Below are 14,628 nucleotides of genomic sequence, written 5' to 3'. Positions count from 1 at the left end.
AATTACAAAATGCACTTAAAGCTAGTAATTTTCATAAAACTTAATGAAATTTAGGAGGGCTATTATGAGCGATAAAAGTAGCGGTAGCGAAGCGAAAGATAATAGCACTAAAAAGCTTGGTGTAGTTGCTCTAGCGGGCGTAGTAATAAGTGCTATGCTAGGTGGTGGAGTTTATAATCTACCACAAAATATGGCTCAGCATGCATCTGCCGGTGCAATACTAATTGCATGGATAATAACTGGTTTTGGTATGTGGTTTATTGCAAATACTTTTAGAGTGCTTGCAGCAGCCAGACCAGATGTGACAACTGGTATATATGCTTATGGTGAGTTAGGATTTGGTAAATTTACAGGTTTCTTAATGGCATGGGGGTATTGGATATGTAACTCTTTCGCCAATGTAGGATATGCAGTACTATTAATGGATTCACTTAACTATTTCTTTCCATCATATTTTACAGGTGGGAATAACTGGTTGTCTATTGTTTGTGGGTCAATAGTACTTTGGGTTATTTATTTTGCAGTTTTATCAGGTGTTAAACAGGCTGCATTTTTAAATGTAATAGGAACAATCGGTAAACTAGTTCCATTAGCTATATTTATATTAGTATTAGCTATATCATTTAAAGTTTCACTCTTCTTTACTGATTTTTGGGGCTTAAAAACTGTTGCATCAGTTCATGATAGCGCGCTAGGTGGATTATTGCCTCAAGTTAAGAGTACCATGCTGGTAACTTTATGGGTATTTACAGGTATAGAAGGAGCGGTTGTTGTATCTGGTAGAGCTAAATCACAAAAAGATGTTGGGAAAGCTACATTTTTAGGGTTCTTAACTTGTCTTTTACTATACACTATGCTTTCATTATTACCACTTGGTGTAGTTCCTCAAGGGGCTGTATCTAAAATGGCACCACCGTCAACTGCAGCAGTCTTAATGACTATAATGGGTAAATGGGGTAGTATAATAATGAATGTTGGTGTAATTATAGCCATTCTAAGTTCTTGGCTTATATGGACAGTTATGTTAACAGAATTACCATATGCAGCAGCAAAAGATGGAACATTCCCTAAAGTATTTACAAAAGAAAATAAAAAAGAAGCACCATCATTTTCATTACTTGCATCTACTATTGTAATGCAAATAATATTAATATGTGTTCACTTTACCGGAAATGCTTGGAATATGATGTTAAGTATAACAAGTGTTATGGCTTTACCTTGTTATATAGCTTCAACTTTATACTTATATAAAATATCTTCAAAAGAGGATGCTTATCCGAAAAAAATATTTGCAAGCCGTACTTATGCATATATAACTGCCATAATAGGTACTATATATGGGTTATGGTTATTATATGCAGCGGGGCTAGAATATTTATTAATATCACTAATTATCTATGCGATAGGTATTCCAGTATTTAAAAAAGCAAGAAAAGAAATAGAGCCAGATAAACCTGAATTTACTAAGATAGAAAGATATGTTGCTATAGGGCTAATAGTGCTTGGGATAGTAGGTTTAATATATCTATTTAAATTTATGTAATTTAGATAAAACGAAAAAATAGAGAGATTATAAAAATTAATCTCTCTATTTTTTCGTTTTATTTAGAAATTAAATATTTTTTATATAAGAATATATTTATTATTAACTTTGTTTCTTTATTTGCATATCTCTAACTTAATTATATGTGTATTCAAAGTAAAAAGCACCTACTAATTTCTTAGCAAGTGCTTTAGGGGAATAAGGAATATATTGTTTGGGGGAATAAATATTTCTTATACTATAATTATTATCATATTGAAAGATTATATACATATTTTATAAAAAAATTTATTTATAATGAATATGGATAAAATATTAAACTAAAAAGAAAAAACTGCCTACATTACAGGCAGTAGGAAATAATTATTTTAAAAAGGGTTAGGAATATAGAGTAAATTTAAAAAAGGTTTTTAAAAGTACATACACCTGTACCTTTAAAAACCTTCATGGTTTCAATTAACTTATATTCTTAATTAAATAGTAGTTCACTATTTTCAAAAAGTCAACCATAAATGTATATTATATTTATAAATACTTTATAATACCAGATGGTTATAATATAATAATATCTAGTTGATAATTTTTTCAAACTATTTATGGAGATGAATTTATGATTAAAATATATTTAGAAGATGAAAATAAAACAAAAGAAATTGGATATAAATTAGGAAAATTGCTAACACCAGGAAGTGTTATATGTTTAATAGGAGATTTAGGAGCTGGAAAGACTACAATGACTCAAAGTCTTGCAAAGGCCCTAGAAGTAGATGATTATATAACTAGCCCAACATTTACAATAGTAAATGAGTATGAAGGAAAAATGCCTTTATACCATTTTGATGTATACAGAATTGGTAGTAGTGATGAAATGTATGATATAGGATATGATGAGTATATAAATGAAGAAGGAGTATGTATAATAGAATGGGCAAATCTAATAGAAGACATACTTCCAGAAGAATACTTACATATAGAATTAAGATACAAAGATATGTCTAGAGAAATGATATTAAATCCAGTGGGAGAAAAATATGAAAAGATAGTTGAGGAGTTGACAAAATAATGAAGGTACTAGGAATAGATACATCTTCTCTTGCTACAAGTATAGCTGTTATAGAAGATGATAAATTAATATGTGAATATACAGTAAATACAAAAAAGACACATTCTCAAAAGCTTATGCCTATGATAGAAAATATGCTTAAGATGAGTGATTTAAATGTTAATGATATGGACCTAATAGCTATATGTGAAGGACCTGGATCATTTACTGGACTTAGAATAAGTATGGCTACAGCAAAGGCTATATCACATGTAAATAATATACCAATGGTAGGTGTTAATTCAGTAGAATTATTAGCTGGGAATATGGACTTATGTGATAAGAAAATATGCTCTATATTAGATGCACAAAGAACTCAAGTTTATATGGGACAATATAAATATGAAAATGGAAAATTAGTTGAGTTAAAAGGTGTAGATGTAGTAGAGATAGATGATTTATTAGAAGAATTATCAAACTCTAATGAAGATTGGATATTAGTTGGAGAAGCTGTATATAAATATGAAGACAAGATTAAGGAAATAGAAAATATACATATACCAGCACCTTCTCATAATGTAAATAAAGCAAGTAGCTTATGTGTAATAGGTATTGAAAAGTATAAAAATAATATAAATGTTCATGATTGCTATACTATAAATCCAGTATATATTAGAAAATCTCAAGCAGAAGTTCAATATGATGAAAAGATGAAGAGGTTAAATGATGGAAAATAATATAGTTATAGAAAGAATGACGGCCAAAGATATTGACGGAGTTTTTGAGGTTGAAAAAAACTGCTTTGAAGATTATTGGTCTAAAGATGCATTTAAAAAAGAATTAAGTAACGATGTTGCTAGATATTTAGTTGCTAAAATAGATGATAAAGTAGTAGGTTACGTTGGAATATGGTTTGTTGTTGATGAAGGCCATATCACTAATGTAGCGGTACATGAAGATTATAGAGGTAGAAAAATAGGAGACAAGCTAATACAAGCACTAGTAGAGCTTTGCAGAGAAAGTAATATAGTATCAATGACTTTAGAAGTAAGGGTTTCAAATATAGTTGCTCAAAATCTTTATAAAAAGTATGGATTTAAGTTAGCAGGAATAAGAAAAGAATACTATAGCAACAACAAAGAAGATGCCATGATTATGTGGAGTGATATAAAGGCGGTGTAGTAATGAAAGATATAATAACATTATCAGTAGAGAGTAGTTGTGATGAAACTTCTATAGCTATTTTAAAAAATGGTAGAGAAGTTTTGACAAATATAGTTTCAACTCAAATAGATTTACATAAAAAATTCGGTGGGGTAGTTCCTGAGGTTGCATCAAGAAAGCATATAGAAAATATAGATGGAGTATTACAAGAAGCTTTAGATGAAGCTAAAATAGAATTAAAGGATATAGATCATATAGCAGTAACTTATGGACCAGGTTTAGTTGGTGCTTTACTTGTTGGATTATCTTATGCAAAATCATTAGCATTTTGTTTAAATAAACCACTTGTAGGAGTAAATCATATAGAAGGGCATGTTAGTGCAAACTATATAGCTCATAAGGATTTAAAGCCACCATTTATAACTTTAATAGTTTCTGGTGGACATACTCATTTAGTAGAAGTTAAGGACTATGGTAAATATGAAATACTTGGAAGAACAAGAGATGATGCATCTGGAGAAGCTTTTGACAAGATAGCGAGAGCTATGGGATTAGGATATCCAGGAGGACCTATAGTAGATAAGTTAGCTAAGCAAGGAAATAAAAATGCAATAGATTTTCCTAGAGCTTATTTAGATGAAGGTTATGATTTTAGTTTTAGTGGATTAAAATCTGCTGTATTAAATTATCTAAATGCTAAAAAGATGAAAAAAGAAGAAATAGTAGTAGAAGATGTATGCGCATCTTTCCAAGAAGCTGTTGTAGAAGTATTATCTCAAAAGGCAATAAAAGCAGCTAAGGAAAAAGGATACAATACAATTGCTTTAGCAGGAGGGGTTGCTTGCAACTCAGCACTTAGAGAAAAAATAACAAAATTAGGAAAAGAAAATAATATAGATATAAAATATCCACCAGTAGATTTATGTACAGATAATGCAGCTATGATAGGTTGTGCAGGATATTATAATTATATAAATGGAATAATAGATGATATGAGTTTAAATGCTGTTCCAAATCTAAAAATTGGACAGAGATAAACACAATAAATTGTAAGTTATAAGGGGAAATTATGAAAAAAGCAAATGTACTGTTAATTGTAGCAGTGATATTTCAAATTATGTTTTTATTAGTATTTACATCAATAATAGATTTATATGCTATATTAGCAAGCTCATTAGCTACATCAATAATAGACTTTTTATGTTCAGGAGCTATAGTTTCTGGATTTATAGCATCATATATTTATTATGAAGAAAATAAAAAAATATCCGTGGGCTTATGGATTATAAGTACATTATTTTTAGTGATATATATTTTTAGTGCACTTATAGGTACAATGTGATAAAAAATAACTCTGAGAAATTTCTCAGAGTTATTTTTTAAATTAATTCATTTCTTTTACTATATTTGCAGCCCATTTTTTAGATAAAGCTCTTGGAACACCAAATATAAATTTAACTAGTTCTTCACTATAAGTTAATAATACTAATACATAAATAGGAGCACCTTTAAATGCGGCTATAAATGTTAATGGAATTGATACTAACCACATACATCCAAGCTCTAAAAATAAGGCATATCTAGTATCTCCACCACTTCTTAAAACACCTATTATTATTAATGTATTAAATGACTTAAGAGCCATTAAAATACCCATTATAATAAATATTTTAGTTATATCAGGAGCTAAATTTGGTGTAACACTAAATATATTTAATAATAGAGGAATATTTAATATTAGCAACCCTCCAAAAATTAGCCCTGTAATAAATACAAGAGCAGAGAACTTTTTAGCATAAGAGATAGCTCTATCAATATTATCTGCGCCAAGTTCATTACCTAACATTATAGATGCACCTATAGCTATACATACAGCAGTCATTATAAAGAAGTTACCTGTACTTGTTGCTATTTGACTAGCGGCTATGGCAGAAGTACCAGCTTTTGAGTACGCAACTGAATACAATACTGTACCAATTGCCCATGCAGTATCATTTAAGAAGATTGGAAAACTAGTTTTTAAAAATGATGAAGAAAACTCTTTATCAATAAGTTTTAATTCTTTTATACCAAACTTTAAAGTATAATCTTTTTTAAAGAAGTATACATATCCAATTAGTAAAGAAAATTCAACTATTCTAGCTATAACCGTAGCAAGTGCAGCACCTTTAACACCTAACATAGGCATCCCTAAATTACCGAATATAAGGCCATAATTAAGAATTATATTAACAATTAACGCAACTGAGCTACAAATCATACCTAGCTTAGGATTTCTAATTCCTCTTGAGCCTACACTAAAAACACTACTCATAGCAATAAGAGGATAACAAAATACAACTATACTAAAGTATTCTGTGCATTGTCTTATTACTTCAGGGTCATATGAAAATATATGAATAATTTCGGTTGGTATGATTAATGCTGGTATAAAAAATACTAGACTAAGTAAAACTGCTAGTATAATAGTAAATCCTGTTACCTTACGAATATTAGTTGTATCACCTTTTCCAAAGAACTGAGAAATAAATATTCCAGCACCACCAGTAATACCTGATAGAGACATACTAAATAAGAAAAAGAACTGGTTTGCAACACCGATAGAAGCTACTGATGTTTCGCCCAAACTACTTATCATCATAGTATCTATTACATTTACTGATGTTGATATAAGTTGTTGTATTATTATAGGAATACATAATGATACAAGCACTTTATAGAACATCTTATTATCATCATTTAAAGAAAATAATCCTTGCAAAATATCACCCCTTTATTTAATTTTAAAATCATCTTGTTAAATAATATCATAATAAAGTATGTGTGTAACTATATAAATAATAGAAATTTAAATTAAAAACATTTTATATTATGATATTATCTTATGAAATTATCCACATAAAAAAGAAGCCTATAAATGGCTTCTACATAAATAATTCCCACTCTTCATATAAAGTAGATAACTTATCTTCAAGAGATGATTTTTTTTGACTAACTTCTCTTGATTTATCAGGATTAGAATAGACCTCCTCTTGACATAGTAATACGTCCAGCTCTTCTATTTCAGATTCAGTTTCTTCTATTTCTTTTTCTATATTTTGTCTTTTAACTCTGTTTTTCTTTTCTATTTCTCTTTGTTCTCTCTCTTTACGTTTTTCATCTTTTAGTTGTGTTTTAGTTTTCTCTACAACCTCAACATTAGTACTCATTTCTTGAACTTGTTTTTTCTTTTCTAAATAGTAGTCATAATTACCAAGGTATTCAGTTATACCAGTTTCATCTAAAACTAATATTTTATCTACCACAGTATTTAGGAAATATCTATCATGAGATATTGTAAACACTGTACCTGTGTACCCACATAAAGCTTCTTCAAGAACTTCTTTAGAATCTATATCTAAGTGGTTAGTAGGCTCATCAAGAAGAAGAAGATTGGCTTTTGAAAGAATTAATTTGAGTATAGCAACTCTAGCCCTTTCTCCACCACTTAATGTTGAAATCTTTTTAAATACATCTTCACCTTCAAATAAAAAGGCTCCAAGCATACTTCTAAGAGTAGTTTGAGTTAAATTAGTGTTATCATTCCAAATTTCATCTATAATAGTATTTTCTAAATTAAGAGTTTTTTGCTCCTGATGGAAATAAGATACATTAACATTAGTACCAAACTTAACATCTCCAGAAAGAGGAGTTAACTCATTCATAATTATTTTAAACAGAGTAGATTTACCAATACCATTAGCACCTATAAGAGCTACCTTTTCTCCTCTATATATATCAAGGTTTATATCTTTAAATAATATTTTTTCACCATATCCCATAGAGATATCTCTTAGTTGAAGAACATCATTACCACTAGTAACAGATGGATTAAATTCTATTCTAGCTCTTTTTCTTTCGCCATCAGGCTTATCTAATACATCGACTTTAGCAAGCATTTTTTCTTTACTTCTAGCTCTTTTTACATGCTTTTCTCTACCATATGCTTTTAATCTTTCTATAGATTCTTCTTGCTTCTTTATTTCCTTTTGTTGATCTTCATACTTTTTTTGTTCTATTTCTTTTTCTACAATAGAAGCTTTTACGAAGTCAGAGTAATTTCCGTTGTAAGATTTTAATCTCTTATTATGTATTTCAAATACTCTATTAACAACTTGATCTAGGAAATATCTATCATGTGATATTAAAATTACCGTGCCTTTATATTGCTTTAGGAAAACTTCAAGCCATTCTATTGCTTCTGCATCTAGGTGGTTAGTAGGTTCGTCTAGTAAAAGTAGAGTAGGTTTTCTAAGAAGTAGTTTACCTAGAAGCACTCTAGTTTTTTCACCTCCAGAAAGCACATCGATAGGCTTGTTCATATCGTCATCGCTAAACCCTAATCCTTTTAAAACACCTTTTGCCTCAGATTTATATCCATAACCATTCATATCAGAAAACTTTTCTAATTTGTGAGAGTATTCATCCATTATTTTTTCAAGTTTATTTGAGTTAGGATTTGCACTTTCTTCAGCTATTTTAACCTCTAAGTTTCTTAAGTAGTTTTCCATTTCTATTAAATCTTTAAATACTTCTAAAACTTCTTCTAAAATAGTGTTGTTGGAATGGAAATTGGTATGCTGTTCTAAGTATCCTATTTCACAGTCTTTAGATGTATATATATCTCCACTATCATAACCATATATTCCAGAGATAACTTTAAATAGAGTAGTTTTACCCGTACCATTTACACCAACTATCCCTATTTTATCACCTTCATTAACAGTAAAACTTACATTTTCTAATATAGAATCTATTCCAAAACTTTTATTTAAGTTATTACACGACAAAACGATCATAAATTTATACCTCCTTGAACTACCTAAAATTATAATGTTTTGATATAATATAATCAAGGATATTAAACTATGTTTTAAAAATATAGATAATTATGTCATATTTACAGGAGGTGAAAGAAATGGGTTCTAAGAATATATCGATGGCAGTCATAAGAAGATTACCGAAATATCATAGATACTTAGGAGAGTTATTAGATAAGGATATACATAGAATATCCTCTAAGGAATTAAGTGAGATTATCGGTTTTACAGCATCTCAAATAAGACAAGATTTAAATAATTTTGGTGGTTTTGGCCAACAAGGTTATGGATATAATGTAGAAGCACTTCATAATGAAATCGGAAAAATTTTGGGGCTAGATAGAAAGTATAATGCAATACTAATAGGGGCAGGAAACTTAGGTCAAGCAATAGCTAACTATTCTGGATTTAGAAAAGCTGGATTTGAAGTTAAAGCATTATTTGATGCAAATCCAAAAATGATAGGGTTAAAAATAAGAGACTTTGAAGTACTAGATTCAGAGGAGATAGAGAAATATGTTGAGGAACATAATATAGATATTGCTATACTATGTATACCAAAGAACGGAGCGCAAGACACAGTCAATAGATTAGTTAGTGTTGGTATAAAAGGCATATGGAACTTCGCACCGATAGATTTAGAAGTACCAAAAGATGTTATAGTTGAAAATGTAAATTTAACAGAAAGCTTATTCACTCTATCATACTTAATGAAAGAAAGTGAAGAAGAATTATAAAAATAAAAAACTACCATACATATGTATGGTAGTTTTTATATATTAGATTACTCTGGTTGAGGAGCATCAACTGGACATACTCCAGCACAAGCACCACATTCAACACAAGTATCTGCATCTATAACGTATTTGTCATCTCCTGCAGATATACATTCAACTGGACATTCAGCAGCACAAGCACCACAGCTTATGCAAGCATCATTTATCATGTAAGCCATCACAAAATCCTCCCTTGATTTTTTTATTATGTATTCAGTAATATTATAACAAAAAAATTCCAACATAACAAAGAAAAAAATTTTACAAGAATATTAATAAAACGACAGATTAATATAAAATAAAATGGGTATAGACTAACAAAAAATAATATTTAATTATATAATGAACAGATTAATCATTATAAAAAATAAATATATATAAAAAAAGTTTTATAATTAAGACAAGAAAAATTTAAAAAAATATGTTTAAGATTAAAATTTTTATGGTAAATATTGAATATAAAATTATAGTTAAAAAAAAATCAATCAAGTCATCAAGGTCAAATCAATTCAATTCTAACTAAATTTTCATCCAAATTAAAATCTAATAAATAATATTAAGGGGGAAATATTATGTCTTGTAATACTTGTAGAATGTGTGAAAGTGCTGATAAGAGGTTAGAAAGCTTTATAGCTTCAAAGGATGTAGAAACATCATTCCATAGAACAGAAGATCAAAAAATTAAATGTGGATTTGGGCTTCAAGGAGTGTGTTGTAGACTATGTTCAAATGGTCCATGTAGAATAACACCAAAATCACCAAGAGGTATATGTGGAGCAGATGCAGATACCATAGTAGCTAGAAACTTTTTAAGAGCAGTTGCATCAGGTTCCGCTTGTTATTTACATGTAGTAGAAACTACAGCTAGAAATCTAAAGGATTTAGGAGAGAAAAAAGGGAATATAAAGGGATTAAATGCACTAAACAATTTAGCTGAAATGTTTGGAATAGAATCTAAAGATAATCATCAAAAATGTATAGATATAGCCAATAAGGTGTTAAATGACTTATATAAGCCAAGATACGAGAAAATGGAATTAGTTGAAAAGGTAGCATATGGACCAAGAGTAGATAAATGGAAAGAGCTAGGAATAATGCCAGGTGGAGCTAAGTCAGAAGTCTTTGATGCAATAGTAAAATCATCGACAAACTTAAATAGTGATCCAATAGATATGTTAGTTAATTGCTTAAATTTAGGTATATCAACAGGATTATATGGTCTTACATTAACTAATCTTTTAAATGATGTTATGTTAGGAGAGCCAGTTATAAGAATGGCCCCAGTAGGATTTAATGTTATAGATAAAGATTATATAAATATAATGATAACAGGACATCAACATTCAGTATTCTCTCATTTCCAAGATAGATTAAAAGACAGCGACGTAGTAGAATTAGCAAAATCAGTAGGAGCTAAAGGATTTAAATTAGTTGGATGTACTTGTGTAGGTCAAGATTTACAGCTAAGAGGAGAACATTACCAAGAGGTATTTGTGGGTCATGCAGGAAATAACTTCACTAGTGAGGCTGTACTTTCAACAGGTGCTATAGATATGGTACTATCAGAATTTAACTGTACAATACCAGGGCTTGAGCCAATAGCAGATAAATATAAAGTTAAGATGGTTTGCTTAGATGATGTAGCTAAGAAATCAAACGCAGAGTATATACCATTTGATAGAGAGAATATAGAATCTATAAGCGAAAGTCTAATAAATAAAGCATTAGAAGCATATAAAGAAAGAAGAAATGTAGTAGAAATAGATATACCAAGTGACCATGGATACGAAAAATCTTTAACAGGAGTAAGTGAAAAGAACTTAAAAGCATTCTTAGGAGATTCATGGAAACCATTAATAAACTTAATTGCAGAAGGAAAAATTAAAGGTATAGCTGCTGTAGTTGGATGTTCAAACATGACTGCTGGTGGACACGATATAAATACAGTTGAATTAACTAAAGAATTAATTAAGAGAGATATAATAGTTCTTTCTGCTGGATGTTCAACAGGAGGGCTTGAAAATGTAGGGCTTATGTCTCCAGGGGCAGAAGAATTAGCAGGGGATAACTTAAAAGAAGTTTGTAAGTCTTTAGGAATACCACCAGTACTAAACTTTGGACCATGTTTAGCAATAGGAAGATTAGAAATAGTTGCTACAGAAATAGCAGCAGAATTAGGTATAGATTTACCTCAATTACCACTTGTACTATCAGCTCCACAATGGCTAGAGGAGCAAGCATTAGCTGATGGGGCATTTGGTTTAGCACTAGGATTACCACTTCACTTAGCATTACCACCATTTATAACAGGAGGAAAACTAGTAACAGAAGTGCTTACAGAAAAATTAAAAGATTTAATAGGAGGCCACGTTATAGTTAATCCAGACCCAAAATCGTCAGCAGAGCAATTAGAAGAAATAATAATTGATAGAAGACAAAAACTTGGGTTAAAGGAAGTGGAATCTTATGCATAGAATTATAATTAATAAAGAATTATGTACTGGATGTAAAAGTTGTGTTTTAGCTTGTATGTTAAAGCATAGTGAAAATAGCAACATGTATACACTTAATCTAAATGATATAGATAATGATAGTAGAGGGCATATAGAATTAGATAAAGATAATAAACCAGTGCCAATTATATGCAGACATTGTGATGAGCCAGAATGTGTTTTAACTTGTATGAGTGGAGCAATGGTTAAAGATGAAAAAACAGGAATAGTTTCTTATGATGAAAAGAAATGTGGTTCATGTTATATGTGTATAATGTCTTGTCCTTACGGGGGTTTAAAAGTAGACGATAAAACAAAGCAAGTTGTATTAAAGTGTGACTTATGTATAAATGAAGAAAATCCTAAGTGTGTAGCAAATTGTCCAACTGGAGCACTAGAGCTACAGAAGGGAGAATCATTATGTTAGATAAAATATTAAACATATTTAGAAGTAAAAAAAGTATTGATTATGTTATATTAGGTGCAAGTGCAGCAGGGATAAGTGCAGCTAAAACATTAAGGGAATTGGATAAAGAAGGTAGTATAGTAATAGTATCGAAGGATGATAAAACATACTCACGTTGTATGTTGCATCATGTTATATCTAACCATAGGACTGTAGAGGAAATAAACTTTGTAGATGAAGAATTTATGAAAGAAAATAATATTATATGGGTAAAAGGAACAAGTGTTAAATCTTTAGACACAAATTCTAAAAAGGTAATATTAGAAAATCAAGCTATAGAATATAATAAACTTCTAATAGCTACTGGTGCATCTGCATTTATACCGCCAATAAAGAATTTAAGAGAAGCAAACAATGTATACCCATTAAGAAATATAGAAGATGCATATAATATAAAAGATAAAGTTAAAAAAATAAATAAAGTAGCCATTATAGGTGCTGGATTAGTTGGAATAGATGCTCTTGTTGGGTTGTTAGAGTACAAAAATATTGAAGTATCTTTAGTAAACACAGGTCAATTTATACTTAATAAACAATTAGATAAGTATAGTGCATCAATATATGAAAATGAGTTTGTAAAAAAAGGAGCAAAATTATATCAAGGTGTATCTATAAAAGAAATCGTAGTAAAGGACAATAATGATGTAGTAGGTATATCATTAGAAGATGGTAATTTAGTTGAGTGTGAAATGATTGTTGTGGCTACAGGAGTTAGACCAAATGCAGATTTTATAAAAAACACTAACATATCTTATGATAAAGGAATAGTTATAAATGACAAATGTGAAACTACGCAAAAAGATGTATATGCGGCAGGAGATGTAGTAGGAAAAAATGCTATATGGCCAATAGCTGTAAAGCAAGGTTTAGTCTCAGCTTATAATATGTACGGAAAAGAAAGATTAATAGATGATAGTTTTACAGCAAAAAATAGTATGAACTTTATGGGAATAGCGACAGTATCCCTTGGAATGGTAGAACCTATAGATGAATCATATAAAGTTGCAATTAGAAAGGATAATAATAATTACAAGAAATTTATATATAAAGATAATATGATATATGGAGCTATTGCTCAAGGTGATATATCTTATATAGGAACTATAACTTATTTAATTAAAAATAAGATAGAAATAGAAAACTTAGAAAACAGAATATTTGATATAGGTTATGCAGATTTCTTAAGTCTAAAAGAAAATGGAGAATTCTGTTATAATATATAATAAATAAGGCTATAGATTAATCTATAGCCTTATTTATTATATATTATAGATATATTAAAAATATAAATAATAATTTATATAGAATTAAAATTTATGGGGTATAGAGGTGTTTTTATGAGAATTTATGCACTTATTGGTTCAAGTGGAACAGGTAAGAGTTATAGAGCTTTAGAGTTGGCATATGAAAAAGATATAGATTATATAATAGATGATGGTCTTCTTATACATAAAAATAAGATATTAGCTGGAGTATCTGCGAAACAAGCAAAGACAACTATGGAAGCAGTAAAAAGAGCTATATTTAATGATGAATTACATAGACAATCGGTTAAATCAAAGATAAAAAACGAAAAAGTAGAGAATCTATTAATATTAGGAACATCAAAAAAAATGATAGATAAAATAGTAAAAAGATTGGAAATAGGAACAGAATATAAAGCAATAGATATAAGAGATATAAGTAGTGATAGGGAGATAGATATAGCAAGAGAGTCTAGAAGAAGAGGCAATCATATAATACCCGTACCAAGTGTGGAAATAAAACAAATAGCTACTGGATTAAGTATAAACTCTATAAAAAAATTATTTAGAAAAAAGGATAAAGATTGTAAACTAATAGAAAAAACTATTATTAGACCAACATTTAGTTATATAGGAAAATTTTATATAAGTCCTAATGTCATGCATCAAATTATAAGATATGAGTTGAGGCAAATAAATGAAATAGAAAAAGTCAATAAAGTAGAGGTATTTAATGCAAATAATAACATAAAGATATTTTTAAATGTGAATATCAAAAGCCCAACAATTTTTAATAAAATTGAAGAAATACAAAAAAAATTAAAAAATAACATAGAAAAAGTAACAATGATGAATGTATATAAAATAGACATTTATATAAATAAATTAAGGAAAGATTTTTAAAGTTAAGTATAGAATTGCATAAAAAAATACCTGTTAGTATAAAAATTCTACAGGAAAATATGACGAAAATTGTAAAAAACTTTACATAAAACCATTATTAGGATATAATAAAGGTTACAAATGTATATTTAAGTGATAC

14 protein-coding genes are annotated in these 14,628 nt (G+C 29.1%); 11 read left to right on the top strand and 3 right to left on the bottom strand.

The features are described 5' to 3' along the window. The first annotated feature begins 64 nt into the window (after positions 1-64). The 6 genes from ABHC41_RS10780 (at position 65) to ABHC41_RS10755 (ending at position 5,091) form a co-directional block, all read left to right on the top strand. The gene (locus tag ABHC41_RS10780) at positions 65-1,543 is read left to right on the top strand and encodes a basic amino acid/polyamine antiporter (protein ID WP_166506102.1); all 1,479 of its coding nucleotides are present in this window, start codon (positions 65-67) and stop codon (positions 1,541-1,543) included. A 610-nt stretch (positions 1,544-2,153) separates the two neighbouring features. Continuing rightward, on the top strand, positions 2,154-2,606 hold the full coding sequence (gene tsaE, locus ABHC41_RS10775; RefSeq protein ID WP_195928883.1) for a tRNA (adenosine(37)-N6)-threonylcarbamoyltransferase complex ATPase subunit type 1 TsaE: 453 nt from the start codon (positions 2,154-2,156) through the stop codon (positions 2,604-2,606). After that, entirely contained in the window at positions 2,606-3,322 is a 717-nt protein-coding gene (gene tsaB, locus ABHC41_RS10770; RefSeq protein WP_271893831.1) for a tRNA (adenosine(37)-N6)-threonylcarbamoyltransferase complex dimerization subunit type 1 TsaB, read from the top strand. Before tsaE ends, tsaB begins: the two co-directional genes overlap by 1 nt. Next, on the top strand, positions 3,312-3,767 hold the full coding sequence (gene rimI, locus ABHC41_RS10765) for a ribosomal protein S18-alanine N-acetyltransferase (RefSeq protein WP_240275485.1): 456 nt from the start codon (positions 3,312-3,314) through the stop codon (positions 3,765-3,767). Before tsaB ends, rimI begins: the two co-directional genes overlap by 11 nt. A 2-nt stretch (positions 3,768-3,769) precedes the next feature. After that, on the top strand, positions 3,770-4,786 hold the full coding sequence (tsaD, locus tag ABHC41_RS10760) for a tRNA (adenosine(37)-N6)-threonylcarbamoyltransferase complex transferase subunit TsaD (protein ID WP_195928879.1): 1,017 nt from the start codon (positions 3,770-3,772) through the stop codon (positions 4,784-4,786). A 32-nt stretch (positions 4,787-4,818) separates the two neighbouring features. After that, positions 4,819-5,091: a hypothetical protein gene (locus ABHC41_RS10755; protein ID WP_092921939.1), complete on the top strand. Its 273-nt coding sequence runs from the start codon at positions 4,819-4,821 to the stop codon at positions 5,089-5,091. Between the two features lie 42 nt (positions 5,092-5,133). On the opposite strand, the gene ABHC41_RS10750 is transcribed toward ABHC41_RS10755, so the two are convergent. Continuing rightward, the gene (locus tag ABHC41_RS10750; RefSeq protein WP_195928877.1) at positions 5,134-6,510 is read right to left on the bottom strand and encodes an MATE family efflux transporter; all 1,377 of its coding nucleotides are present in this window, start codon (positions 6,508-6,510) and stop codon (positions 5,134-5,136) included. Between the two features lie 163 nt (positions 6,511-6,673). Continuing rightward, a complete protein-coding gene (gene abc-f, locus ABHC41_RS10745; RefSeq protein ID WP_271893825.1) occupies positions 6,674-8,587 on the bottom strand; it encodes a ribosomal protection-like ABC-F family protein in 1,914 nt (637 codons plus the stop codon). Positions 8,588-8,706: 119 nt separating this feature from the next. Between abc-f and ABHC41_RS10740 the strand changes: the two genes are divergently transcribed. Then, positions 8,707-9,345, top strand: coding sequence for a redox-sensing transcriptional repressor Rex (locus ABHC41_RS10740; RefSeq protein ID WP_092921948.1), 639 nt, complete (start codon positions 8,707-8,709; stop codon positions 9,343-9,345). Between the two features lie 47 nt (positions 9,346-9,392). Here the strand turns inward: ABHC41_RS10740 and ABHC41_RS10735 are convergent, their stop codons facing one another. Continuing rightward, a complete protein-coding gene (locus ABHC41_RS10735; RefSeq protein WP_092921951.1) occupies positions 9,393-9,563 on the bottom strand; it encodes a 4Fe-4S binding protein in 171 nt (56 codons plus the stop codon). 393 nt (positions 9,564-9,956) lie between these two features. Between ABHC41_RS10735 and cooS the strand changes: the two genes are divergently transcribed. The 4 genes from cooS to ABHC41_RS10715 all read left to right on the top strand — a co-directional run bounded on the left by cooS (position 9,957) and on the right by ABHC41_RS10715 (position 14,489). Then, the gene (gene cooS, locus ABHC41_RS10730; protein ID WP_271893822.1) at positions 9,957-11,858 is read left to right on the top strand and encodes an anaerobic carbon-monoxide dehydrogenase catalytic subunit; all 1,902 of its coding nucleotides are present in this window, start codon (positions 9,957-9,959) and stop codon (positions 11,856-11,858) included. Further along, positions 11,851-12,303 carry a 4Fe-4S dicluster domain-containing protein gene (locus tag ABHC41_RS10725; RefSeq protein ID WP_271893820.1) on the top strand — a complete coding sequence of 151 codons (453 nt, stop codon included), beginning with the start codon at positions 11,851-11,853 and terminating at the stop codon, positions 12,301-12,303. The genes cooS and ABHC41_RS10725 overlap by 8 nt, the downstream gene beginning before the upstream one ends. After that, complete coding sequence (locus tag ABHC41_RS10720) at positions 12,297-13,565, top strand: FAD-dependent oxidoreductase (RefSeq protein ID WP_330678047.1); 1,269 nt, start codon at positions 12,297-12,299, stop codon at positions 13,563-13,565. The genes ABHC41_RS10725 and ABHC41_RS10720 overlap by 7 nt, the downstream gene beginning before the upstream one ends. Before the next feature lie 114 nt (positions 13,566-13,679). Next, positions 13,680-14,489, top strand: coding sequence for an ATP-binding protein (locus ABHC41_RS10715; protein WP_271893818.1), 810 nt, complete (start codon positions 13,680-13,682; stop codon positions 14,487-14,489). Positions 14,490-14,628: the final 139 nt, after the last annotated feature.

Origin of the sequence: Romboutsia sp. 1001216sp1, assembly GCF_039841805.1 — a bacterium.
In the GTDB taxonomy this organism is placed as follows: Bacteria; Bacillota; Clostridia; order Peptostreptococcales; family Peptostreptococcaceae; genus Romboutsia_C; species Romboutsia_C hominis.
Note: the sequence above shows the minus strand (reverse complement) of the source record. Positions and strands in the feature narration are given on the sequence as shown.

Excerpts from the sequence above, each read along its gene's own strand:
- ABHC41_RS10780 (WP_166506102.1), top strand. The coding sequence starts at position 65 with ATGAGCGATAAAAGTAGCGGTAGCGAAGCGAAAGATAATAGCACTAAA.
- tsaE (WP_195928883.1), top strand. The coding sequence starts at position 2,154 with ATGATTAAAATATATTTAGAAGATGAAAATAAAACAAAAGAAATTGGA.
- tsaB (WP_271893831.1), top strand. The coding sequence starts at position 2,606 with ATGAAGGTACTAGGAATAGATACATCTTCTCTTGCTACAAGTATAGCT.
- rimI (WP_240275485.1), top strand. The coding sequence starts at position 3,312 with ATGGAAAATAATATAGTTATAGAAAGAATGACGGCCAAAGATATTGAC.
- tsaD (WP_195928879.1), top strand. The coding sequence starts at position 3,770 with ATGAAAGATATAATAACATTATCAGTAGAGAGTAGTTGTGATGAAACT.
- ABHC41_RS10755 (WP_092921939.1), top strand. The coding sequence starts at position 4,819 with ATGAAAAAAGCAAATGTACTGTTAATTGTAGCAGTGATATTTCAAATT.
- abc-f (WP_271893825.1), bottom strand. The coding sequence starts at position 8,587 with ATGATCGTTTTGTCGTGTAATAACTTAAATAAAAGTTTTGGAATAGAT.
- ABHC41_RS10740 (WP_092921948.1), top strand. The coding sequence starts at position 8,707 with ATGGGTTCTAAGAATATATCGATGGCAGTCATAAGAAGATTACCGAAA.
- ABHC41_RS10735 (WP_092921951.1), bottom strand. The coding sequence starts at position 9,563 with ATGGCTTACATGATAAATGATGCTTGCATAAGCTGTGGTGCTTGTGCT.
- cooS (WP_271893822.1), top strand. The coding sequence starts at position 9,957 with ATGTCTTGTAATACTTGTAGAATGTGTGAAAGTGCTGATAAGAGGTTA.
- ABHC41_RS10725 (WP_271893820.1), top strand. The coding sequence starts at position 11,851 with ATGCATAGAATTATAATTAATAAAGAATTATGTACTGGATGTAAAAGT.
- ABHC41_RS10720 (WP_330678047.1), top strand. The coding sequence starts at position 12,297 with ATGTTAGATAAAATATTAAACATATTTAGAAGTAAAAAAAGTATTGAT.
- ABHC41_RS10715 (WP_271893818.1), top strand. The coding sequence starts at position 13,680 with ATGAGAATTTATGCACTTATTGGTTCAAGTGGAACAGGTAAGAGTTAT.